Origin of the sequence: Frateuria sp. (genome assembly GCF_035943815.1) — a bacterium.
In the GTDB taxonomy this organism is placed as follows: domain Bacteria; phylum Pseudomonadota; class Gammaproteobacteria; order Xanthomonadales; family Rhodanobacteraceae; genus Frateuria_A.
On the sequence record NZ_DASZBU010000011.1, the window covers coordinates 50241 to 73619 of the forward strand.

A 23379-nucleotide genomic window follows, 5' to 3' on the forward strand; every position below is an offset into this window, starting at 1 on the left:
TTGCCTACATGAACATCGCAAAGGCAAACAGCCCCACCATCACGAACGAGATCACCAGCTTGACCAGGGCGCCGGCGAGCAGCCCCGCCCAGGTCGCGGCGCCTACGTGGGCCGAGCGCAATACGCTGTTTCCGACCGACAGTTCACCTAGCAACGCGCCCACGAAGGGGCCGAAGACCAACCCCGGAATGCCCATGAATGTCCCCACGACGGCGCCGAGCGTCGCGCCCCAGAGCGCGCGCGCACTGGCGCCGACGCGCTTGGCGCCCAGCGTGCCCGCGACGAAGTCGATGGCAACGCCCAGGGTGCCCAGAAGGCCGATTGCCAGCAGCCAGCCGATGCCCAGGTGCCGGTAGTCGTCCACTGCGGCGACAAGCCAGATCCCGCCGAAAATCATCGGTATGCCGGGCAGCATCGGCAACACCGTGCCGACCAGGCCGCCGAAGATGAGCATGGCAGCGAGCAGGTAAAGCGCGATGTCCATCAGGTCGCCCTCACGGGAGTCTCCGTCCACTGTGCGGGCGCCCGCAGGCGCAGGCAAGCCGATGGGCGGCCGCGGACAGCCGCCGGCGCGCGACTGGCTGCAGGCGGATGGCAATCCTGCGATCCACCGCACACGTCGGCCATCCCGGCAGGGCATCGCGTCCGAGGTGAGGTAGGATGCGCCTGCGGGAGGCCTCGCATATCCCGGCTTCACTCCGATTTCACCCGCGACGTAGTTTGTTTGTCCGAATACCGTGCGGGGGCGCGGCGTCTGCGAAGTTCAGTATCCAGGCCAAGGGGGAGGAGATGCTAAAAGGGATCCGGGCAAATCCGTGGCTGCAGCAGGTTGCTGTAGCCCTGGCCTACGCGCTCGCCTACACGCTGCTGCGCCAGGTTTCGTTCTCCCATTGGTTCCTCTTCGCGGGACTGCGCTTCGGGGTGCTGCTGCTGGTGCCCTACAGGTACTGGGCGGCGTTGGTGGTGGGTGAAGCCATCCCGCTGGCCTATACGGCCATCAACTGTGCCGGTGAATATGGCTGGCCGTGGGCTTCCTTGTTGATGGTGCCTCCGATGGTATTCGCGATGCCGGTGTTCCGCTGGTGTCGGGAGCGACGGCGGCTGTTCCCCGAGGGCGCCACGCCGGACATCAACGTCTTCCTGCTCTGTGTCCTGGCGACCTCGGTGATCTGGACGGCGGTGAGCCTTGCCACGGTGGCGCTTGCACAAGGCCCCAGGACGAACACGCTGCCGCCGTACCGGGAGATCGCCGGCTGGTATTTCCTAGGTTTTTATCTTGGCACTCTTACTTTGGTTCCAATGGTGCTCCTGGTACGTGAGCAGCTGTTGAGCTTCGGTCTGCGCCGAGTTTGGGCAAGGCTTTCGGAAAGTCGCCTGGCCATGGAATCGATGTGCCTGCTGCTGCCGTCCCTGGCCTTGCTGGTCTGGCTGGCCTCCGGTCCGACCGGAGCTGTAAGCCAGGAAGCCCAGATCGCGATGTTCCTGCCGGTCGCATGGCTTGCGCTGCGCTATGGCTGGCGAGGCGCGGCGGTCAGCGGCGCGGCGGCCAGCATTGCTGTCGTTCTAGCGATGCCTTCCCTCTACGACAGCAACACCTTGCATGCCGAGGTCTTCGTTTCCTTCGCCATCACGACGATGCTGATGCTCGGTGGACGGATAGCGGTGCTGCATGAACGGGAGGAGCGCGAGAGGACGGATGCAAGGCTGGCCTTGTCAGTGGCGCAGCGCAACGTCTACCTGGGCGAGATGCAACTGCGACAGACATCCTATGTTCTGGAGCAGATGAGTGGGGCGATCCAAGCCTCCTACACGCAACTGCTTGGTCGTCTGCGCTGCCTCTTGCCTGCGACCGACGAGCGTAGCTATTTCCGCCAGGCGGCAGTGACGCAGCACCAGATGTACCGGTTGGCCGATTCACTCTACCCGCTTTCCTGGCGAGAGCGCGGCCTACCGGCGGCCTTGCGTGAAGGCTCGATGCCGCGCGCGCTGGACGAAGCCGGGATCGCCTACTGGTGCGAGATCGGCGGTCCCAGGCTGGATGAGCTGTCCAGCAACGTACACCTGGCGTTGTATCGCCTGGCCTGCGAGGCCATTGCCTACGCCTGCGCCAAGCGCAACGTCAGCCGGATTCGCGTGCGGCTTCGCGCTGGTTCCTTCGAAGGCCATCGGTGGGCGCTGCTCTGCGTGGAAAGCCACGTGGACTACGAGCGGTTGAGCAGGGTGCGTTGGGACGACCTGCAGCCAGCGCTCGGGGCAAGCGGTCTAGGTCTGGGTGCGATCAAGGACCGAGCCGCCGTTTTCGGCGGCAAGGTTCGCGTGAGGTCGCTGAATGAGGGTAATCGGGTCAGCATCATGCTGTTCGACACGACCCTCGCCTGATTTTTGAAAATCCACCAACCGCCAAAAAAAAACCGCCATATGGCGGTTTTTTTTTTATCAGTTCACGTGCCCACTGCACTCGACAGGATTGTCACAAGGGGATGGCGCAGCGGTAGTTGTCGTCATCGGTGTTGCGGTGAACAGCGTTGCCCCGTTGCTCAGCGGAGTCGCGCTGACCTGCACGGAGCTGTCGCTATAGACGGTCTCGGCGTACGAGGTCAGTGGAACCACGCTGTTCGCGAGCGCCACCGGTTGTTGCGGAGTGGAGATGCGTTGCGCGTCGCGGCCCATCGGCAGGACCAGGAACTGGCCGTTGGCGGCGGCGAACGCTCCGCGGACGTTGCCATCGAGGTCGTTGACCTGCACGTACCGGATGCCGTTGACCGAGAACACGTAGACATGCCAGTTCGAACTGGCGCTCACGTCCTGTGCATTCGGCCAAGCTTGACCCAGACCCGTGCTCGACGGCCCGGCGGCAAAAGCGGAAGCCGAAAGACCCATGGCGACCAGGCCGGCGCAGAGAGCGCGGCGCGGGAGGATTTTGATCATAGCCTTGTCCCCTTGTTTGGACTGCTCACTGGTTGAGCCTGGCCACTGTATCAGCAGCAAAAGTGATTTTTTTGCGAATGCAATCATTCTAATGAGCAGCGGCCCGCGCATTTTGTCTTTCCGCATGGCTGGGTCCGGCGTCCGGCGAACTGCGCTTGCAGCATCGCGACCGCCGTGCCGCGGTCAGGACAAAGGCCATCGAACTCAAGGGCTGCTTTGTTGTGCGCCGGCCGATCCGGGCGCGCCGCCGGCGCGTGCGCCGAACACCATTTCAGACGCCCAGGCCAGCAGCATCGAGGTATAGGCACGCTGGCAGGCGGGGCTGGAGAGTGCGTGGTCGGCCTCGTCGATGATCCGGTAGGTCATCGAATGGGTGTGGCGGAATGCGTTGCGGTAGCTGACGATGGCTGGCGGAGGGACCAGGTGGTCGTGGCCGGACTCGACGACCAGCACGTCGCCCCGGAAGTCGCGGCAGGCGCGCAGGGCACGGTTGTCCTGCGGATCGAGTACGCGGCTGCGGTAGTCGTCGAGCGCCTCGCGGCTGAGGGAGCGCTTGGGAGCGTCCCATTCCTCGTCCCCGTACAGTGCCGGCACGCGCAGCGCGAGCCATTTGACCGGGCGCAGCGCGGTGAGGATCGCGGCCAGGTAGCCGCCGTAGCTCGCGCCGATCACCAGGATCGCATCCGGGTCGACGTGTGGCTGCATGCGCAGGTGGTCGTAGGCGGCCACCACGTCGGCCAGGTTCTGGCCGCGCGTGACGGTCTGCCGCAGCGCTTCGGTGCGCACGTGGCCGCGCATGTCGAAGGTCAGGCAGATGCAGCCCAGCGCCGCCAGTTGCTCCGCGCGGCCCAGGTCGCGCTCCTGGCAGCCTCCCCAGCCGTGCACGAACAGCACGCCGGGGATGGTCGAGCCAGGGGTAAGCATGGTGCCAGCCAGGCGTGCGCCGTCGACCGCGATATCGGTACTTTGGCTACGCGTCGTCATCGTCCTCCACCACGGTGAGTTTGAGCAGGGGACCGGCCGATGGGTCGACGCCGTGGAACATCACCGTGGCGTCCGGTGGGACGGTAGCGTCGTCGCCGTAGTGTTCCTCGGTGCGTACGCTCAGCCAGCGCCGCGTGGGTTCGTCACGGAACCGCAGCAGCGCGGCGGCTTCTGCGCCGCTGGCGCCGCCGATGCGCCAGGAGGCTTCGAGCACGCCGGCATGCCGGTGGCCGCGGTGATCGATGCCTTGCACCACGTCGTAGTTGCGCCGCGAGGCGAACATGCCTGCAAAGCACTGCCGCGCGGCCTCGTCATAGAGCTGCGCCTGTCCGGCCGCTTCGCGCACGTCCGCGGGCAGCGATTCGCGCAGCATGGCGTCGAAGCCGCCGCGATGCACGCGCAGGCTGGAGCCGCCATAGGCGACGTCGCCGTCGTTGTCGCGAGTCAGCCACTGGGTGCCGTAGTAGGCGATCGTGTGCTGGCCCACGCGCACCTGGCCGATGCTCCAGGTGGTGAGGTCGTGCAGGTCGGTTTCCAGGACCACGCCGTCGCGGCCGACCTCGTCCTCGTCCAGGCTGGCGATGATCGCGTCAAGCTCGGCGATGTCGGCGGCCACGCGCTGACCGCGGCCGGCGTTGCCATGTGCCGGTTTGATACGCACGCGACCAAGGTCGAGCAGGGCGCGCCCGGCGCGACGCGCGTCGGCCGCCGCGAATGCGCTGAAGCCCGGAAGCGTCACCGGGCGCACGCGCTCGGCGAAGGTCGCCGGCCAGCCCTGGGGCACGCGCGAAGGTGCATCCACCAGCGGGTGGGTGATCGCCTTGGAGGCGAGCACGCGTTCGGGCACCACGCCGCCGAACAGGTCGCCGGCACTGCGGATACCCCAGGCGGCGGCTGTATCCAGCCCGATCAGCACATCGCCGGGCACGAAGTACGCCGGCCCCGGATACGACCGCCCCGGTACGTGGGCGCCGGCGAAGTCGTAGCCGAGCAGGTCCGCCAGCTGCTTCGCGATGGCCGCGTGTGCGGCCGCCTCGTGTGCGGAACGCGCAGCGCCGGGGCCGATGCCGAGCACCACGCTGCCAGAGGCGGCAGGCTTCGGGTGTGGCGGCAAGCTCGATGCCACGCGTGTCTCCGCCGCTGGGCGCCGGAGGTCGGCGCCGACCGTGGGGAGGCTAGCGGTGAGGGTGTGGACGGGCTGTTGAAGGCGGCTCGGCGTGGGTGGTCGCCGGCCGCCTACTTCTCGACGAAAGCCCGTTCGATCACGTAATCGCCCGGTTCGCGCGTACGCGGCGAGGCCTGGAAGCCCCGGCCATCGAGCAGGGCGCACAGGTCGTCGAGCATTGCCGGACTACCGCAAAGCATCACCCGGTCGGTCGCGGGATTGAGCGGCGGCAGGCCGGTGGCTTCGCTCATGACGCCATCGACGATGGCATCGGTGATGCGGCCACGGTTCCTGAATGGTTCGCGGGTGACGGTGGGGTAGTAGATGAGCTTCTCGCGCACGAACTCGCCCAGGTACTCGTGCTGCGGCAGCTCGCGCTCGAGGTGGTCCGCATAGGCCAGGTCGCTGGCGTGGCGCACGCCATGGGCCAGCACGATCTTGTCGTAGCGCTCGTAGGTGGCCGGATCGCGCACGATGCTCATGAACGGCGCCAGCCCCGTGCCGGTGCCCAGCAGGTAGAGATGCTTGCCGGGCTTGAGGTCGTCCAGCACCAGCGTGCCGGTGGACTTGCGGCTGACCACCAGCGGATCGCCCGGCTTGAGGTGCTGCAGGCGCGAAGTGAGCGGGCCGTTGGGCACCTTGATGGACAAGAACTCCAGATGTTCCTCCCAGCTGGCGCTGGCGATCGAATAGGCCCGCATCAGCGGCCGCCCATCCACTTCAAGGCCGATCATCACGAACTGGCCGCTCTCGAAGCGGAAGCCCGGGTCGCGCGTGGCCCGGAAGCTGAAGAGTGTGTCGTTCCAGTGCCGCACGTCGATCACGTGCTCGGTCGCAAGGGCCACCATGGGTTTGTCGTGCCTCGGATGACGGGGGCCAGGGCGGCCGCGCATCCGCCCAGACCGATTGCTTGGGGATGGGCGCGCCGCCCGTGCGGGCCGCGCCATCATCGGGAGGGCGGCGCGGCGACCGATTATGCCAGCAGGGGGCGGCTCAAGTCAGGCCGGGCCCGCATATACCATCGATGCATGCAGCGATTAGGATAGGCCCGAGGGGGAAGGTGGCGCCGGCCGCGCAACGCAGCGGCAAACGTCGTGGATTTTCCGGCTCGGCGTTGCGCGTCGCGACGTTCCTCCGTTGCCCGCACATGGCGGAACCGTGAGCAACAGGGACGCACGCATGCAGCATCTGGAAGAAAGCAGGATCGCCATCATCGGCCTGGGCTATGTCGGCTTGCCGCTTGCCGTGGAGTTCGGCAAGCGCTACGACACGCTCGGCTTTGACATCAACCAGGCGCGCATCGAGGAACTTCGCGCCGGTCGCGACAGCACGCTGGAGGTCGATGCCGGCGAGCTGGCTGCCGCCGGCCGCCTGCGTTTTTCCTCCGCGGTCGACGACATGCGTGCCTGCAACGTCTACATCGTCACCGTGCCCACGCCGATCGATGCGGCCAAGCGGCCCGACCTCGATCCGCTGGTCAAGGCCAGCCAGACGCTGGGGCGCGTGCTCAAGCCCGGCGACATCGTGGTGTACGAATCGACCGTGTACCCGGGCTGCACCGAAGAGGTGTGCGTGCCGATCCTGGAGCGCGGTTCGGGGCTGGTCTTCAATCGCGATTTCTTCGCCGGTTACAGCCCCGAGCGGATCAATCCAGGCGACAAGCAGCACCGCGTCACCAGCATCCTCAAGGTCACTTCCGGCTCGACGCCGCAGGTGGCCGACTTCGTCGACCGCCTGTATGGGTCGATCATCACCGCCGGCACGCACAAGGCCAGCTGCATCAAGGTGGCCGAGGCGGCCAAGGTGATCGAGAACACGCAGCGCGATCTCAATATCGCGCTGGTCAACGACCTTGCGATCCTGTTCAACAAGCTTGGCATCGACACGCTCGAAGTGCTGCAGGCGGCCGGCACCAAGTGGAATTTCCTGCCGTTCCGGCCGGGCCTGGTCGGCGGCCACTGCATCAGCGTCGATCCGTATTACCTGACGCACAAGGCGCAGGAGGTCGGCCACCATCCGGACGTGATCCTGGCCGGCCGGCGCACCAACGACAGCATGGGGCCGTACATCGCCAGCGAAGTGATCCGGCTGATGGTTCGCAAGGGCATCAATCCGGTGAACGCACGCGTGCTGCTGCTGGGCCTGGCGTTCAAGGAGAACTGCCCGGACCTGCGCAACACCCGCGTGGTGGACATCGTGCAGGCGTTGCGCGGCTACAACGCGACGGTGGACGTGCACGATCCCTGGGTGAACGCCGCCGAGGCCGAGCATGAATATGGCCTGGTCCCGCTGGCGCAGCCGCCTGAGGGCGCTTACGACGCGGTGATCGTGGCGGTGGGCCACCGGCAGTTCGTGGCCTTGGGCGCCCAGGGCGTGCGTGCCTACGGCAAGTCCGATTCGGTGGTCTACGACGTCAAGTACGTATTGCCCCGCGAAGCGGTGGACGGGAGGCTGTGATGGCGACGCTCGATACTTTGCTGCCGCCTGCGCTGCAGGCGCGCGTGCGCGCGCAGGACGGCACCTGGCTGGTCACCGGCGCGGCCGGCTTCATCGGCTCCAACCTGGTCGAGGCGCTGCTCGGGCTGGGCCAGTCCGTGGTCGGACTGGACAACTTCGCCACCGGCCACCGGCGCAACCTGGACGAAGTGGAGCGATTGGTAGGGCCGCAGGCCTGGTCGCGCTTCACCTTCGTCGAGGGCGACATCCGGCGCATGGAGGATTGCCGGGCCGCCTGTGCCGGCGTGCGCCACGTGCTGCACCAGGCCGCGCTGGGTTCGGTGCCGCGTTCGGTCGAAGATCCGCTCGCCACCCACGCGGCCAATGCCACCGGCTTCCTCAACATGCTGGTGGCGGCGCGTGACGCGGGCGTGGGCAGCTTCACCTATGCCGCGTCCAGTTCCACCTACGGTGACGAGCCGAGCCTGCCCAAGGTCGAGGACGTGATCGGCCGCGCGCTGTCGCCATACGCGGTGACCAAGCTGCTGAACGAGATCTACGCGGAGGTGTTCGCGCGCTGCTACGGCTTCAAGTCGATCGGCCTGCGCTACTTCAACGTGTTCGGCCGGCGGCAGGATCCCGAGGGGGCCTACGCGGCGGTGATTCCGCAGTGGATCGCCACCATGCTCCGCGGCGACGAGGTATTCATCAACGGCGACGGCGAAACCACCCGCGACTTCTGCCACGTGGCCAACGCGGTGCAGGCCAACCTGCTCGCCGCGCTCGCGCCGGAGGAGCATCGCGACCGTGTCTACAACGTGGCGGTGGGCCAGCGCACCAGCCTCAACCAGCTGTTCGAGGGTCTGGTGCGGCAGCTGGCGAGCGAGGGCGTGGGCTATGCGCGCCCGCCGGCGTATCGCGACTTCCGCGCCGGCGACGTGCGTCATTCGCTGGCCGACATCCAGCGCGCCGGCACCCGGCTTGGCTATGCGCCGACCCACACCCTGGTCGAGGGCCTGAACGAGGCGATGCCCTGGTATCTGGAGTTCATCGCCGGCCAGGCAGCCTGAGGCCGCGCTCCTTCGTGGCGTGCGACGAAATCCCCGCAGACATCGCGCGCGCCCTCGCCGGCCTGTTGCCGCCGGCGCCGCGTCGGGACGTGGTGTACGCGTTGGTCTTCGACGCTGTCGGACATGCGCAATGGGCCGATGGCGCACAGCGTCTGCTCGGTCCGCAGGAGCGCGACCGCGCCGCGCGTTTCCGCTTCGGGCAGGACCGCACGACCTACGTGGTGGCCCACGCCCTGTGGCGGGGGCTGCTCGGCCGGTGCCTCGGCGTCGCGCCCGCTGACGTACCGTTGCGCTTCGCCGCCTCCGGCCAGCCGCAGCTTCCGGGCACGGGCTGGGCTACCAGCCTGAGCCACAGCGGCACGCTGGTGATGCTGGCCGCATCCCGTGCTGCCGCGCTCGGCGTGGACATCGAGCGTGCTCCCTCGTCTGCGCGGCTGCAGGGCATTGCCGGAGAGATCTGCTCAGCGGAGGAGCGCGAGTCACTGCGCGCCCTGCCCGAGGCGGCGCGCGAGCATGCGCTGCTGCAGCTATGGACGCGCAAGGAGGCCCTGCTGAAGGCCGCCGGTGTCGGCCTGACCTGGTCGCCCACCAGCTTTTCCGCGCCAGCGGGTGTTTCGGTCGTGCTTCCTGGCGCGACCACATCATCATGTGTCGCCCGTGACCTGGCGCCCGTACCTGGATGGGTCGCCGCCTGGGCTGCGTCGCCGGATGCCGATGAGCTCGTTTGGCGGTCTGCTGAATGGCGTGACCAAGTTTAAAAACGTGATGGATACGTCATTTTTTGTTATTGAAGTTTTTTCAATAAAAGTGTAGACGGACGAACTCATCCGGTCATATGCTCCGCCCCTCGTCGGCAGTGGACGCCGATGAAAGGGGAAACGGAATGAGTCTTTTGCACAAGCAAAGTGCACGCTGGCTGTTCCTGCTGGCCTTGGCCGAACTGGTGCTCCTGGGGGGCGCGCTGGTGGCGGCCACATATCTGCGTTTCCAGCAGCCTGAGGAACTCGATCAGTATCTGCGCTACCTGCCGACCCGGGCGCTGATGTTCGGGGTAGTGATGCTGCTGGGTCTGGCCGCGCTGGGGCAGTACCAGACCTACATGCGGGCCAGCTGGTTCGGCTTGCTGGCGCGCCAGGCGATCGGCTTCCTGCTCGGCGGCCTGGGCCTGGTGGTGATCTTTTACCTGCTGCCGCAGGCCTACCTGGGCCGCGGCGTGTTGGGCATGGCGCTGCTGCTGGGTTTCATCTTGGTGACCGCGTTCCGCGCCGTGTTCCTGCGGCTGGTCGAAGTCGAGGCGTTCAAGCGGCGCATCCTGGTGCTCGGTGCGGGCACCCGCGCGGCGCAGATCCATATCCGCATGCGGCGACGCTCGGACCGTCGTGGCTTCACCGTGCTGGGGTTCATCGCCCGGCCGGGGGAGGCGGTCGAAGTCCCGGCTGGCCAGCTGATCGAGCTCGATTGCCCGCTGCCGGAATGGACCGTACGCCATCAGGTCGATGAAATCGTGGTCGGCGTGGAAGACCGGCGCGGCAAGCTGATGATCGACGAACTGCTCGAGTGCCGGCAGTCGGGCATCGCCATTACCGACCTGACCACTTTCTTCGAGCGCGAGGCCGGCCGCGTGCAGCTTTCGCTCACGCATCCGTCCTGGCTGGTGTATTCGGGCGGCTTCAACGCCACGCCCATGCGCCGCTTCACCAAGCGCAGCTTCGACCTGACCGCTTCGCTGTGCGTGTTGCTGCTGACCTGGCCGCTGATGCTGCTGGTGGCGCTGGCGATCATGATCGAATCGGGCCCAAGCCAGCCGGTGTTCTACCGCCAGGAGCGCGTGGGCGCCCGCGGCAGGACGTTCCAACTGATCAAGTTTCGCAGCATGCGCACCGACGCCGAGCGAGACGGTGTGGCGCGCTGGGCGAGCCTGGACGACGACCGCGTGACCCGGGTGGGCCGTTTCATCCGCAAGGTGCGACTGGACGAACTGCCGCAGCTGTGGAACGTGCTCAAGGGAGAGATGAGCCTGATCGGGCCGAGGCCGGAGCGCCCGCAGTTCGTCGCCGACCTGGCCACCAAGATCAGCTACTACAACCTGCGCCACTGCCTCAAGCCCGGCCTCGCCGGATGGGCGCAGCTGCGCTACCCGTACGGGGCCTCCGAGGACGATGCCGAGGAAAAGCTCAAGTACGACCTCTACTACGTCAAGAACCACAACCTGCTGTTCGACCTGCTGATCCTGATCCAGACGGTCGAGGTGGTGCTGTTCCGCCGGGGCGCGCGTTAGCGGCGTGCGCCCGGTCCGGGTCGGTCGGGGCCGTTCATCCTAGGAGTCGCCATGACCACTCGTGGCTTGCCGGAAAATCCAGGCGCATCCGCTCGCGGGCGGCCCATCCGCAGTCAGTGGCGCTGGCGTGTGGGCTTGGCGGTGGCGGCGTTGTTGCTGGCTACCGTCGTAGTGGCCCAGATCATCTCGCGGCTGCGAGAACCGGCCGTGCGGGTGCCGTTGGCGGCGGCGGGCGCGCAGACGCCTGCCACTCTGCAATCCACTACGCCGGTTGGGCGCGCAGGCGGGCCGGTGGCCACGGGCAAACCGGTGCCATCGCCGGCAGTCGCCAGCGCGACCCTGGTCGGCGCGTCGGCGGCCCCGGCGATACCGGTTCGGCGCTCGTCGGACAGCCTGGCGTGGACGTACGCCGAACAGCCGTGCGGAGCCAACGCGCGGCCCTTGCCTGGCCTGCTGGCGCGTTCGGCCAGCGTGGCGCGGCGGATGATCCATTGCGTGCCCTCGCGCATCCTGGCCCTGGTCGACGCCAAGCCGCGCGCGCGTGCCACCCCCGTGCCGGCGACCTTCTCGGCACAGGCGCTGGCCAGCACGATGGCGCCACATCCGCGGCTGATCCTGGACAGCGCCACGCTGACCACCTTGCGCCAGCGTGCGACCAGCGCCAACCCGCAATGGGTGGCCCTGAAGGCGCGTTGCGACGCGTATATCGGCGGCCAGGTCGAGTATCCCTCGGGCAACGCCTATCCGGACCTGCCCAACCTGGGCCAGGGCTACCAGGGCAGCGACTACGTGCCGGCGCTGCTGGCCGAGGGCATGTGCTACCAGGTGCTCAAGACGACCAATGCCTCGGCAGCCGCCACCTATGGCGCCAAGGCGGTGGACATACTGCTCAAGATGTCCGCCTCCGGCAGCCAGGGCCAGCCGCCCTGCACGGACAGCGGCTACGGCATGCGCTTCTACGGCGTCGGCATGGGACTGGGCTACGACTGGGTCTACGACCTGCTCACGCCGGCCCAGCGCACGCAGGTCTACACCACCGCCAACGCCTGGATCACCGCCTGGGAGACGCCCAGCGGTTGCGCCGATTTCGAGTACGCGCATCCGCAGAGCAATTACTACGCGGGCTACTTCCACGCCAAGGCGGCCATCGCGCTGGCCACGTACGACGAGAACCCCTCGGCGCCGGCGCAGTGGGACGACTGGCTCAACAATCAGTTCGCCAAGCGCGTGCAGCCGTATTACCAGCTGCACCTGCTCGGCGGCGGCTGGCCGGAGGGCTATGCCAACTACGCGCCGCTGGGCATCCTCAACATGACCCTGCCCATCCGCGAGGTCAGGACGGCCACCGGAGCGGACCTGGTGCACGCCGCCGCGCCCTACACCTATCCGGTGGACAGCGCCGAGTACGCCATGCACTTCACCTGGCCCTCGCGCGCCTACTTCGACGACCGCGATACCAACCGCTCCGGCTCGGGCAGCCAGCCGCCGGGCACCACCCAGGTGGGCATGTTCCAGCAGTTGCTGGGCGCCGTGGACTACTGGGGCTCGCCGCACGAGTCGATACTGCGCCAGTACCTCGCGGAGGTGGATGCCGCTACCGGCGGCTACGGCACGGCGGACGAATGGCAGCGGTTCCTCGCGCTGGATCCGGCCGGCGCGGTGGCGCCGGTGAGCGGCCTGCCGCTGTCCTATCTCGCGCCGGGACTGGGTGCGGTCGCCGCCCGCTCGGACTGGGGCAAGAGCGCCGCCTGGATGTCCTTCCGCGCCGCGCCCTACGCCAACAACCCGGGGCAGGGCGAGGAATACTTCGACCAGGGCAGCCTGGCGCTGGTGCGCGGCGGCACGCCGCTGCTGCTCAACGCCTCCGGCTGGCTGGTGCACGATCCCAACGGCACCGCCGACGAGAATCGGATCTACACCGACAACTTCGGCAGCTTCAGCAGCGGCAATCCCTATTCGGGCAACCGCCAGATCGAGAACGTCTTCTACGTGCGAAACGTGCTTGCCGGCGCGCTGGTCGAGTGGTTCGGCCAGGCGGCCAACACCACCGAGGACAACCAGGCGCGCACGCGCGTGGCCGCCTTCGAGGATGGCGGCAGCTACGTCTACGTGTCGGCCACCGGACTGGAGGACATGTACCGCCGCTTCGCCGGCGGCGCGGCGGTGACGCAGTGGTCGCGGCAGGTGGTCTACCTGCGGCCCGGGCGCTTCGTGGTCTACGACCGCACCACCGCAGGCAGCGTCAGCTACGACCAGTACCTGGCCTGGCACTTCCCGGCCAGCCCCGTGGCCAGCACCACCGGTGCGGGCGGCAACCGCCTGGACGTCACCTGGAGCGGCACCTACGCCGGCGCCATGACCACCGTACTGCCGCTCAACGCCACGCTCACGACAACGCCGATGTACCCGGACAGCAACCCGGTCAAGGCCTGGCAGGTGCAGGTGCGCGCCCCTGCCGCCAGCGCGAGCCTGCAATGGCTGACGGTGTTCGACCTGTCGGCATCGTCCGCTGCGGTGGCGCGCGCCGTGCCGATCGCGGTCAACCAGGGCGGCATCGTCGGCGTGCAGCTGATCGCAGCCGACGGCAACGCGGTGGTGGTCAGCAGCACGGGTGCGGCGGGAACGCCGCTGGCGGGCGCCATTGGCTACAGCGTCGCCAACCTGGCCGCGCGCCACGTGATAACCGACCTGGCGCCTTCGATGGGCTACACCGTCACGGCGACCATCACCGGCAGCCAGCAGAGCGTGACCGTGACACCTGGCGGCACCACCATGAGCAGTGCGCAGGGGGTGCTCAGCTTCGTGCTGAACGGCAGTGGCGCAGTGCAGGCGGCGCCGCCGCCGGTGTCGACGCTGCCGGTCTCGGGCTTCCCCAAGCCCTACCAGGGCTGACCGGGAACGGCCATGCTTGCCAGCAGTGACAGGGATTCAGCCGTTCTGTTCGATGTGGGTGAGGCGCACGGCGACCACGTCGTAGCGGGCTGCGGTGTGGTCGGGTGTCCGCATGTTTGCAGCTCCCCCCTGTGGCGCTACGGCGGGGTATTGCAGGACATCGGCGACCCGTTCAAGGCGCTGCAGGCCGAGCGCAGCGCGACCGTCCATCGAAGTGGTCGCACCGCGATCCGCGGCGCTGGCCACGAGGACGAGGACATGAGCCAGCCACCGCGGTTCGTGCAGCTGGACTGGTACAGGTTCGACCCTTGGTCGATCAGCCCGGCCACGCGCCGGAACAGTCTGCTGCACCCCGCGCACGCACGCCTGCGCGACCTCGGCATCGAGCCGCCGGTGGGCGAGAACGCGCTCCTCGACACCTTTCTGCGGGCCGGCTTCCGCACCGCTGCGCGCCCGCGCCGCTGGAAGGCAAGCCTGGGCCGCAGTCCGCAGCTGCGCTCGGACGATGCGCCCTGCGCCTACGCGGGCATGCAGTGAGGCCGCCCCCATGCCGCATGCTGACATATCGCCGCCTTCGCGCCTGACCCTGCTGGACGTGCTGCCGCGCGCGGTGCCGCGCGGCAGCGTTGCCATCGGCGAGCACGTCGTGCCGCTGGATGAGGCACTGCCGGCAGCGCTCGATCGGCGGGCGGCCCGCGCCGGGTGCACTCTGGACGCCCTCCGCGATGCAGCACTCGCCCTGCTCGAGTCCCGTCTCACCGGCCAGCCCGAGGTCGCAGTGGCGGCCGGCATGCCACCGCTCGTCAGAGTGCACCGAGTGCCCGTAGGGGGTGACATCGATGAATGGCTGGGCGGCGCCGCCGTCGAGCCGGCCCAAGCCGGAGGGGCGACCAGCACCATCGGCGCCTGGTGCGACGATGCTGCGACGACGCGGCCGACTCCCCTGGCCTGGTCGATCGTGACCGGCGGCGCGACGGCCTTGCGTGTGCAATACGATGCCGGCGTGTTCGATCCGGCGGCGGTGGCCCTGCTCGCCGACGGCATGCGCCGGGTGCTGCATGCGCTCGCCCAAGCGCGGCGCCTGGAAGATCTCGAGTTGGCCGATCCATGCGAGCAGCGGCTGATCGAGTGCTGGAATGCGACGAAGGTGCCACGTGACCCGCGCGACACCGTGCACGGCCTGTTCGCCGCGGTCGCGGACGGGCGTGGCGAGGCCACCGCGCTCGCCTGGGCCGATGGACAATGGAGCTACGCCGAGCTGGCGCACCGTGCCGCTTGCATCGCCAGCGGCCTGGCCCAGGCCGGCGTGGCACCCGGCACCGTGGTGGCGCTGCTGCTGGAGCGTTCGGCCGAAGCGATCGCCGCCATGCTGGGCGTGCTCTGGGCCGGCGCCGCCTACTTGCCATTGGACCCGCACGAGCCGCCCGCACGGCTGCGCCAGCTGATCGAGGACGCGCGGGCGACGCTGGCGGTCAGCGCCGATCCCGCCTTCGAACTGCCGGGGCTGCAATCGCCGCTGGTGCCCTTGGACCGGTTGGCAGCCACCACGCGCGCCGCGCCTGCGCGTACCGTCATGGATGGCGGGGCACCGGCGTACGTGATGTACACCTCCGGATCGACCGGCACGCCCAAGGGCGTGGAGGTGGCGCATCGGGGCATCATCCGGCTCGTGCGCGGCGTGCGCTACGTCGAACTGGGCGAGGCACCCCGCGTGCTGCATGCCGCGCCGCTGGGTTTCGACGCCGCGACCTTCGAAATATGGGCGGCATTGCTCAACGGCGGCACCTGCGTGATCCACGCCGAGCGCGTGCCCAGCCCGCGCGGCCTGGCTGCGACCATCTCCCGCCATCGGGCGCGCGTCGCCTGGCTGACCGCGGCGCTGTTCAACGCCGTGGTGGACGAGGATCCGCGCCACCTGGACGGACTCGAGCATTTGCTGATCGGCGGCGAGGCCCTGTCGGTGCCGCACGTGCGCCGTGCGCTGGCCGCGCTGCCGCAGACGATGATCGTCAACGGTTACGGCCCCACCGAATGCACCACGTTCGCGGCGACCTGGCCGATTCCGCACGACCTTCCCGCCGATGCCCCCTCGATACCGATCGGCCGGCCGATCGCCGATACCACGCTGCACGTGTTGAACGCGCGTGGCCAGGTGCTGCCGGTGGGCGTGGTGGGCGAGCTGCACATCGGCGGCGCCGGGCTTGCGCTGGGCTACCTGGGGCAGCCGCAACTCAGCGCCGAGCGGTTCGTGGTCGACCCGCGCAGCGGCGAGCGCCGCTACCGCACCGGCGACCTGGTGCGCTGGCTGCCCGAGGGCGTGGTCGAGTTCGTGGGGCGCATCGACCACCAGGTGAAGATCCACGGCCACCGCATCGAGCTGGGCGAGATCGAGGCGGCGTTGCTCGCGCTGCCGGGCGTGCGCGCCTGCGCGGTGCTGGCGCGCGAGGACCGGCCGGGGCAGAAGCAACTGGTCGCCTACTGCGTGCCGGCGGGCGCGACCGACGCGGCGGCGCTGCGCGCTCGACTGGCGCGGCGCCTGCCCGACTACATGGTGCCGTCGCGTTACCTGATGCTCGATGCGCTGCCGGTCACCCGCAACGGCAAGCTCGACCGCCGCGCGCTGCCCGCGCCCGACCGCCGCCGGCCCGAGCTGGCGCAAGCCTATGCGCCGCCCCAGGACGAGCGGGAAGCCGCGCTGTGCGAGGCGTTCGCCGCCGTGCTCGACCTGGAGCAGGTAGGTCGCGAGGACCATTTCTTCGAACTGGGCGGCAGCTCCCTGCTGGCGCTGCAACTGCTCTCGCGCATCCGCGAGCGCTGCGGCCGCGCGCCCGTGCCGCCGCTGTTCTTCGATGCGCCCACGCCCGCCGGCGTGGCGCGTGCGATGCAGGCGGAGGGGGCGACCGTCGCGACCGGCATGCCGGCGCGGGAAGCACCGGCCGACGAGCCGATCGCGATCGTCGCCATGGCCGGACGCTTTCCCGGCGCCGGCAGCGTCGAGGCGTTCTGGGAAAACCTCTGCGCGGGTCGCGAATCGATCACCTTCTTCGACGAGGCCGGCCTCGATCCGTCGATCGCGACGGAGGAACGCAACGATCCGTCCTACGTCCGTGCCCGCGGCGTGATCGAGGGCGTGGAGCACTTCGATGCGGCTTTCTTCGGCATCGCCCCGCGCGAGGCGGAGCTGATGGACCCGCAGCAGCGGCTGTTCCTGGAACTGTGCTGGGAATGCCTGGAGCGAGCCGGCCACGTGCCCGACGCCTGCGAGGTGCCGGTGGGCGTGTTCGCCGGCATGCACAACGCCACCTACTACCAGCGCCACCTGGCCGGGCACCCCGAGTTGATCGCCGCATTGGGCGCCTTCCAGGTGATGCTGGCCAACGAGAAGGACTACGTCGCCACCCGCGTGGCGCACCGGCTCAACCTCACCGGCCCGGCGCTCAGTCTCAACACCGCCTGCTCGACCTCGCTGGTGGCCGTCTGCGAGGCGGTCGAGGCGCTGCGCGGCGGCCGCTGCGCCATGGCGCTGGCCGGCGGCGTGGCAATCGCCTGCCCGCCCAGGAGCGGTTACCTCGGGCAGGAGGGCACCATGCTTTCGCCCGACGGCCACACGCGCAGCTTCGATGCGCAGGCCGCCGGCACGGTGTTCAGCGACGGCGCCGGCGTGGTGCTGCTCAAGCGCCTGTCCGATGCGCTGGCCGACGGCAATCCGGTGATCGCGTTGATCCGTGGCGGCGCCGTCAACAACGACGGCGGCGCCAAGGCCAGCTTCATGGCGCCCAGCAGCGCCGGGCAGGCCGCGGTGATCGCGCAGGCGCACGTGCGCGCCGGCGTGCAACCGCGCAGCATCGGCTACGTGGAGGCGCACGGCACCGCCACGCCGATCGGCGACCCGATCGAGCTGGAAGGCCTCACCCGTGCCTTTCGCCAGGGCACGCCCGATGCCGGCTTCTGCCGCATCGGCTCGCTCAAGAGCAACGTGGGCCACATGGTCACCGCCGCCGGCGTCGCCGGGGTGATCAAGGCCGCGCTGGCGCTGGCGCACGAGCAGCTGCCGCCGACGCTGCACTTCCGTGGGCCCAACCCTTCCTTCGACCTCGCGACCTCGCCGTTCGTGGTCAACGACCGCTTGAGCGGATGGCCGCGCGGCGATGCGCCGCGCCGCGCGGGCGTGAGCTCGTTCGGGGTGGGTGGCACCAATGCGCACGTGGTGCTCGAGGAAGCCCCCGTGCGCGAGGCACCGGAGAAGGCGGCCGGGCCGCATCTGCTGCTGCTCTCGGCGCGCACGCCGGCGGCGCTGGGCGCGGCGGCTGCACGGCTGGCCGACCACCTGCGCGCGCAACCGTCGACCGACCTGGCCGACGTGGCCTGGACACTGGCCGTCGGCCGCAAGGCGTTCGCCCATCGCCTGGCCGTGGTGGCCGACGACGCGACGGGGGCGGTCGCGCGCCTGGCCGAAGCCGGTGCCTCCGAAGCCACCGCTCGAGGGCGCGCCGCGCAGCCGCGCGAGGTGGTGTTCCTGTTTCCCGGCCAGGGTGCGCAGTACGCCGGCATGGGCCGCGCGCTGCATGCCGCCGAGCCGGTGTTCCGCGAGGCCTTCGACGCCTGCGCGGCGCACGCGCTCGACGCGCTCGGCTTCGACCTGCGCGAGCGTGTCTTCGGCGACGATCCGCTGGCGCTGGTGTCCACCTCCGTGACGCAGCCGGCGATCTTCGCCGTCGAGTACGCGCTGGCGCAGCTGTGGCTCAGCCTTGGACTGCAGCCGGCGGCGATGATCGGCCACAGCGTGGGCGAGTTTGTCGCCGCCACGCTGGCGGGCGTGTTCGAGCTGCCCGACGCCATCGCGTTGGTGGCGCACCGCGGCGCGCTGATGCAGGCGCAGCCGCAGGGCGCGATGCTCTCGGTGCGGCTGCCGCGCGAGACCTTGCTGGCGAGGCTGCCGGCGAGGCTGTCGCTGGCCGCGGAGAATGCGCCGGCCGCCTGCGTGGCCGCCGGCCCGTCGGGCGCTGTCGCCGCGTTCCAGGCGACGCTGGAAGCGGAGGGCATCGCCTGCCGTCCGTTGCGCACGTCGCACGCGTTCCACTCCTCGATGATGGATCCCGTGCTGGCGCCCTTCCGCGAGCACGTCGCGCGCGTGCGCCGGCAGCCGCCGCGGCTGGGGCTGGTCTCGTCCGCCACCGGCGACTGGCTGCAGGCGGAACAGGCGCTGTCGGCCGACTACTGGACCGAACACCTGCGCCGGCCCGTGCTTTTCTCCACCGCGCTCGGCCGCGTGCTGGAGCGCCCGTCGCGCGTGCTGCTGGAAATCGGCCCGCGCGCCACCCTGGCCACGCTGGCGCAGCAGCAGCCCAGGCTGCGACAGAGCGGCGCGGTGGCGCTGGCTTCATTGGGCGACCGGCCGCAGGACGAGCCGGCCGCCTTGCGCCGCGCACTGGGCCAGGCCTGGTGCCACGGCGCCGTGGTGCAGCCGGCGCGCCTGGACCGGCGTGGCCGGCGCCAGCGCCTGTGCCTGCCCGGCTATCCGTTCGAGCGCGTGCGGCATTGGGTGGACGCCCCAGCCGCAAACCACCCGTCGCTTTCGTTCGCGGTGCCGCCGGCACCGGACCTATCCGCGGCCGTATCCGAGGGAACGCCCATGTCCAGCTTCGCCGCTTCCATGGATCGCCGGCCGCAATTGGTCGCGCGGCTGAAGGCCGCGTTCGAGGAGGTGGCGGGCATCGACCTGGCCGATGCCGATCCGTCCAGCCATTTCATCGAGCTGGGGCTGGACAGCCTGATGCTGACGCAGGTGGCGCTGCACGTGTCCAAGGCGTTCTCGGTGAAGGTGAATTTTCGCCAGCTGATGGGCGATTGCGCGAGCTTCGCCCAGCTGGCCGAGTGGCTGGACGGACAATTGCCGGCAGAAGTCTCCGCGGTAACGGCCGCGGCGTCCGTCGCGCCGACGCCGGTGAGCGCGGCGCCGCTGGCGTCCGTAACCGCCATCGTGCCCGGCGGCTACGTGCAGCAGGTCATCGAACAGCAGATGCAATTGATGGCGCAGCAGCTCGCCCTGCTCTCGGGCGCCGCGCCGATGGCCGCATCGGCGGCTCCCGCCACGCCTGCCGCCGCCGCGCCCGTGTTGGGCGCGGCCTCTACCGCGTCCGCGCCTTCCGACGAGGAGGCCGCGCTCGCGCACACCCGCTACGACGTCAAGAAGGCCTTCGGCGCCATCGCGCGCATCGACACCGGCAGGTTCGAGCTGTCGCCGCGACAGCAGGCGCGGCTGGACCGCTTCGTCGAGCGCTACGTGGCGCGCACGCGCAAGTCCAAGGAGTACACCCAGGCGCAGCGGCCGCACATGGCCGACCCGCGCGTGGTCAACGGCTTCCGCCCGCTGCTCAAGGAAATCATCTATCAGCTGGTGATCGAGCGCTCCAAGGGCGCGCACCTGTGGGACCTGGACGGCAACGAATACGTCGATGCATTGAACGGCTTCGGCATGAGCCTGTTCGGTTGGCAGTCGGACTTCGTGCTGGAGGCGGTGCGTCGGCAGCTCGACCTGGGCTACGAGATCGGCCCGCAGCACCCGCTGGCCGGCGAGGTGGCGAAGCTTGCGTGCGAAGTCACCGGCAACGAGCGCGCGGCGCTGTGCAACACCGGCTCCGAGGCCGTGCTGGGCGCGTTGCGCATCGCGCGCACGGTCACCGGGCGGGAGACGGTGGTGCTGTTCAGCGGCGCCTACCACGGCATCAACGACGAAGTGATCGTGCGCGGCACCAGGAAGCTGCGCGCCGTGCCCGCCGCGCCGGGCATCCTGCGCAACACCGCCGAGCACGTGCTGGTGCTGGACTACGGCACGCCCGAGTCGCTTCGGATCATCCGCGAGCGAGCGCACGAGCTGGCCGCGGTGCTGGTCGAGCCGGTGCAGAGCCGGCGTCCGGATTTCCGTCCGGTTGAGTTCCTGCGCGAGGTGCGCGCTATCGCCGAGGCGAGCGGTTCGCTGCTGATCTTCGACGAGATCGTCACCGGCTTTCGCAGCCACCCGGGCGGCACCCAGGCGCTGTTCGGCATCCGCGCCGACCTTGCCACCTACGGCAAGGTCATCGGTGGCGGCTTCCCGATCGGCGTGATCGCCGGCAAGCGCGAGTACATGGACGCGCTCGACGGCGGCCAGTGGCAGTACGGCGACGACACCGTGCCCACCGTCGGCGTCACCTACTTCGCCGGCACCTTCGTGCGCCACCCGCTCGCGCTGGCCGCCGCCAAGGCGGTGCTCGAACATCTCAAGCATGAAGGGCCCGCGCTGCAGGAACGACTCAACGCGCGCACCGCGGCGATGGCCGACGAGCTCAACGGCTTCTTCGTGGAAGTCGGCGCGCCGATCGCGATCAAGCAGTTCGCGTCGCTGTGGAAGACCCAGTTTCTGGAGGAGCACCCGCTGCAGGACCTGCTGTTCGCCATGATGCGCAGCCGCGGCGTGCACATCCTGGACAACTTCCCTTGCTTCTTCACCACCGCCCACAGCGAAGCGGATTTCCGGAAGATCATCCAGGCCTACAAGGAGTCGGTGCTGGAACTGCAGGAGGCGGAGTTCCTGCCGCGCAAGGTGCAGGCCACGCAGGCCGCCATGGATGCCAGCCGTCCGCCGTTGCCCGGCGCCCGGCTGGGCCGCGAGCCGGACGGCCGGCCCTGCTGGTTCGTGCCCAACCCCGACGCGCCCGGCAAATACATGAAGGTGGTCGAATGAACACGCCAACGGACGCGCGCAACGCGGCGCTGGCCGCCGTCGACTACGACCCCTTCGCCAGCCCCGCGCTGGCGCGCGTGGTGCCGAGCACCGAGTCGCAGCGCGAGATCTGGCTCGCCGCCAAGCTGGGCGAGGACGCTTCGCTGGCCTACAACGAGGCGGTCGCGCTGCACCTGCGCGGCACGCTCGACCGGTCGGCCGTGGCGCAGGCGCTGCAGGATCTGGTCGATCGCCATGACGCGCTGCGCGCCAGCTTCGGGCCGGACGGGGAAACCTTCTGCGTGGGCGAACGGATGGAGGTCGCGCTGGCGCAGGTCGACCTGTCGGCGCTGGATGCCGCCGCGCGCGCGGCGGCGCTGCGGGAGCGGCGCGAGCGTGCGGTGCGCGAGCCGTTCTGCTTGGAGACCGGGCCGCTGTTCCGCACCGAACTGGTGTGCCTGGGTCCGGCCGAGCACGTGCTGCTGCTGTGCGCGCACCACCTGGTGTGCGACGGCTGGTCGTGGTGGGTGATCGTGCGCGAACTGGGTGCGCTCTACGGCCTGCGCAGCGGCACCGGCGGAACGCCGTTGGCGCCGGCGCCGTCCTTCGCCGACTACGCCCTGCAACTGGCCGAGCAGCCGGACCGGCGCGCGGCGGCGGCCGACCTGGCGTGGTGGGTCGCCCGCTATGCGCAGCGGCCGCCGGCGCTGGACCTGCCAGGCGATCGCCCGCGGCCTGCGCGGCGCACCTTCGCCTCGGGGCGGGAGGATCACATCATCGACGCCGGCCTGGTCGAGGGGCTCAAGCGCCTGGGCGCGCGCCAGGGCGCCAGCCTGCTCGCTACCTTGCTCGGCGGCTTCGCCGCGCTGCTCGGCCGGCTGGCCGGGCAGGAGGAGGTCGTGGTCGGCATTCCCGCCGCCGCGCAGGCAGGCGAGGGGCTGGGCGACCTGGTCGGGCACGGCGTCAACCTGCTGCCGCTGCGCTGCACGGCCGACCCAGAGGCGCCATTTGCGCGGGTGCTGGAGCTCTCGCGCGACATGCTGCTGGATGCGCTGGACCATCAGCGCTGCACCTTCGGCAGCCTGCTGCGGCAACTGGACGTCGCGCGGGATCCGGCGCGGCTGCCGCTGGTCAGCGTGCTGTTCAACATCGACCAGGCGCTGGACCGGCAGGCCGGCGCATTCCCCGGTCTGGGAATGGAATTCTCCAGCACGCCGCGCGCCTTCGAGAACTTCGAGCTGTTCGTCAACGCCGTGCAGGAACGCGGCGGCCTGCGGCTGGAGTGCCAGTACAACGCTGGCCTGTTCGACGCCGCCACCGTGCGGCGCTGGCTGCAGGCATACGAGACGCTGTTGCGCGCTGCGCTCGCATCGCCGCAGTCGCCGCTCGGCGAGCTGCCCTTGCTGGATGCTGCCGCGCGCGATGGATTGGCTGCTCTGCAGCCGGCGCCCCGCACCTGGCCGGTCGACACCATGCAGGGCCAGTTCGAGCGGCAGTGCGAGGCTGCGCCGGAGCGCACGGGGGTGCGCTGCGGTGCGACGGTGCTGAGCTACGGCGAGCTGGACGCGCGCGCCAACCGCATTGCCCATGGCCTGCTGGCGCAGGGCGTACACGCCGGCTCGCTGGTGGGCATCGCGCTGGAGCGCGGGGTGGACATGCTCGCGGCGGTGCTGGGCACGCTCAAGGCCGGCGCCGGCTACGTGCCGCTGGACCCGGGCTTTCCGGCCGATCGGCTGGCGTACATGGTGTCCGACGCCGGGCTGGCCGCGCTGCTGACGCAGGGCGGTCTGGCGCCGCGCTTCGACCTGCGCGGCCGGCCGGTGATCGCGCTGGATGCGCCGCCGGAGAGCTGGGCAACGCTGCCGGCCACGCGGCCGCCGGTGAGGGTCGATCCGGCCGCGACCGCCTACGTGATCTACACCTC

At 69.7% G+C, this 23379-nt stretch carries 15 protein-coding genes; 9 read left to right on the forward strand and 6 right to left on the reverse strand.

Annotated features, from left to right (window positions below; all coding sequences use genetic code 11):
* Window positions 1-4: 4 nt before the first annotated feature.
* Entirely contained in the window at window positions 5-484 is a 480-nt protein-coding gene (locus tag VGU65_RS07400) for a DUF456 domain-containing protein (RefSeq protein ID WP_327474225.1), read from the reverse strand.
* A gap of 305 nt (window positions 485-789) precedes the next feature.
* Between VGU65_RS07400 and VGU65_RS07405 the strand changes: the two genes are divergently transcribed.
* On the forward strand, window positions 790-2379 hold the full coding sequence (locus tag VGU65_RS07405) for an MASE1 domain-containing protein (RefSeq protein ID WP_327474227.1): 1590 nt from the start codon (window positions 790-792) through the stop codon (window positions 2377-2379).
* 57 nt (window positions 2380-2436) lie between these two features.
* Here VGU65_RS07405 and VGU65_RS07410 read toward each other — a convergent pair whose 3' ends face one another.
* The 4 genes from VGU65_RS07410 to VGU65_RS07425 all read right to left on the reverse strand — a co-directional run bounded on the left by VGU65_RS07410 (window position 2437) and on the right by VGU65_RS07425 (window position 5925).
* Window positions 2437-3054 (reverse strand): hypothetical protein, encoded by a 618-nt coding sequence (locus tag VGU65_RS07410; RefSeq protein ID WP_327474229.1) that lies wholly within the window; start codon window positions 3052-3054, stop codon window positions 2437-2439.
* Between the two features lie 78 nt (window positions 3055-3132).
* A complete protein-coding gene (locus VGU65_RS07415; RefSeq protein ID WP_327474231.1) occupies window positions 3133-3912 on the reverse strand; it encodes an alpha/beta hydrolase family protein in 780 nt (259 codons plus the stop codon).
* On the reverse strand, window positions 3899-5038 hold the full coding sequence (locus tag VGU65_RS07420) for a DUF3182 family protein (RefSeq protein WP_327474233.1): 1140 nt from the start codon (window positions 5036-5038) through the stop codon (window positions 3899-3901). Before VGU65_RS07420 ends, VGU65_RS07415 begins: the two co-directional genes overlap by 14 nt.
* A gap of 110 nt (window positions 5039-5148) precedes the next feature.
* The gene (locus tag VGU65_RS07425; protein ID WP_327474235.1) at window positions 5149-5925 is read right to left on the reverse strand and encodes a ferredoxin--NADP reductase; all 777 of its coding nucleotides are present in this window, start codon (window positions 5923-5925) and stop codon (window positions 5149-5151) included.
* Window positions 5926-6256: 331 nt separating this feature from the next.
* Between VGU65_RS07425 and tviB the strand changes: the two genes are divergently transcribed.
* The 4 genes from tviB (at window position 6257) to VGU65_RS07445 (ending at window position 10861) form a co-directional block, all read left to right on the forward strand.
* Window positions 6257-7534 carry a Vi polysaccharide biosynthesis UDP-N-acetylglucosamine C-6 dehydrogenase TviB gene (gene tviB, locus VGU65_RS07430; protein WP_327474237.1) on the forward strand — a complete coding sequence of 426 codons (1278 nt, stop codon included), beginning with the start codon at window positions 6257-6259 and terminating at the stop codon, window positions 7532-7534.
* Window positions 7534-8583 (forward strand): SDR family oxidoreductase, encoded by a 1050-nt coding sequence (locus VGU65_RS07435; protein ID WP_327474239.1) that lies wholly within the window; start codon window positions 7534-7536, stop codon window positions 8581-8583. The genes tviB and VGU65_RS07435 overlap by 1 nt, the downstream gene beginning before the upstream one ends.
* Window positions 8584-8597: 14 nt before the next feature.
* On the forward strand, window positions 8598-9341 hold the full coding sequence (locus tag VGU65_RS07440) for a 4'-phosphopantetheinyl transferase family protein (protein ID WP_327474241.1): 744 nt from the start codon (window positions 8598-8600) through the stop codon (window positions 9339-9341).
* Between the two features lie 125 nt (window positions 9342-9466).
* A complete protein-coding gene (locus VGU65_RS07445) occupies window positions 9467-10861 on the forward strand; it encodes a TIGR03013 family XrtA/PEP-CTERM system glycosyltransferase (protein ID WP_327474243.1) in 1395 nt (464 codons plus the stop codon).
* A 113-nt stretch (window positions 10862-10974) separates the two neighbouring features.
* Here VGU65_RS07445 and VGU65_RS07450 read toward each other — a convergent pair whose 3' ends face one another.
* A complete protein-coding gene (locus tag VGU65_RS07450; RefSeq protein WP_327474245.1) occupies window positions 10975-11370 on the reverse strand; it encodes a hypothetical protein in 396 nt (131 codons plus the stop codon).
* Here VGU65_RS07450 and VGU65_RS07455 point away from each other — a divergent pair.
* From VGU65_RS07455 to VGU65_RS07470, 4 genes are all read left to right on the forward strand, one after another.
* A complete protein-coding gene (locus VGU65_RS07455; protein WP_327474247.1) occupies window positions 11357-13753 on the forward strand; it encodes a hypothetical protein in 2397 nt (798 codons plus the stop codon). The two genes, VGU65_RS07450 and VGU65_RS07455, sit on opposite strands and share 14 nt — an antisense overlap.
* 12 nt (window positions 13754-13765) lie before the next feature.
* The gene (locus VGU65_RS07460) at window positions 13766-14290 is read left to right on the forward strand and encodes a hypothetical protein (protein WP_327474248.1); all 525 of its coding nucleotides are present in this window, start codon (window positions 13766-13768) and stop codon (window positions 14288-14290) included.
* Between the two features lie 10 nt (window positions 14291-14300).
* Complete coding sequence (locus VGU65_RS07465) at window positions 14301-21476, forward strand: hybrid non-ribosomal peptide synthetase/type I polyketide synthase (RefSeq protein WP_327474250.1); 7176 nt, start codon at window positions 14301-14303, stop codon at window positions 21474-21476.
* Window positions 21473-23379, forward strand: a 1907-nt coding sequence (locus VGU65_RS07470; RefSeq protein ID WP_327474252.1) for a condensation domain-containing protein, incomplete at its 3' end; no start/stop codon positions are given. The genes VGU65_RS07465 and VGU65_RS07470, both read left to right, overlap by 4 nt.

Bases quoted from the DNA above. Each gene is read 5' to 3' on its own strand.
- VGU65_RS07400 (WP_327474225.1), bottom strand. From the start codon at position 484: ATGGACATCGCGCTTTACCTGCTCGCTGCCATGCTCATCTTCGGCGGC.
- VGU65_RS07405 (WP_327474227.1), top strand. From the start codon at position 790: ATGCTAAAAGGGATCCGGGCAAATCCGTGGCTGCAGCAGGTTGCTGTA.
- VGU65_RS07410 (WP_327474229.1), bottom strand. From the start codon at position 3,054: ATGCGGAAAGACAAAATGCGCGGGCCGCTGCTCATTAGAATGATTGCA.
- VGU65_RS07415 (WP_327474231.1), bottom strand. From the start codon at position 3,912: ATGACGACGCGTAGCCAAAGTACCGATATCGCGGTCGACGGCGCACGC.
- VGU65_RS07425 (WP_327474235.1), bottom strand. From the start codon at position 5,925: ATGGTGGCCCTTGCGACCGAGCACGTGATCGACGTGCGGCACTGGAAC.
- tviB (WP_327474237.1), top strand. From the start codon at position 6,257: ATGCAGCATCTGGAAGAAAGCAGGATCGCCATCATCGGCCTGGGCTAT.
- VGU65_RS07435 (WP_327474239.1), top strand. From the start codon at position 7,534: ATGGCGACGCTCGATACTTTGCTGCCGCCTGCGCTGCAGGCGCGCGTG.
- VGU65_RS07445 (WP_327474243.1), top strand. From the start codon at position 9,467: ATGAGTCTTTTGCACAAGCAAAGTGCACGCTGGCTGTTCCTGCTGGCC.
- VGU65_RS07450 (WP_327474245.1), bottom strand. From the start codon at position 11,370: ATGCGCGAGGGCACGCAATGGATCATCCGCCGCGCCACGCTGGCCGAA.
- VGU65_RS07460 (WP_327474248.1), top strand. From the start codon at position 13,766: ATGCTTGCCAGCAGTGACAGGGATTCAGCCGTTCTGTTCGATGTGGGT.
- VGU65_RS07465 (WP_327474250.1), top strand. From the start codon at position 14,301: ATGCCGCATGCTGACATATCGCCGCCTTCGCGCCTGACCCTGCTGGAC.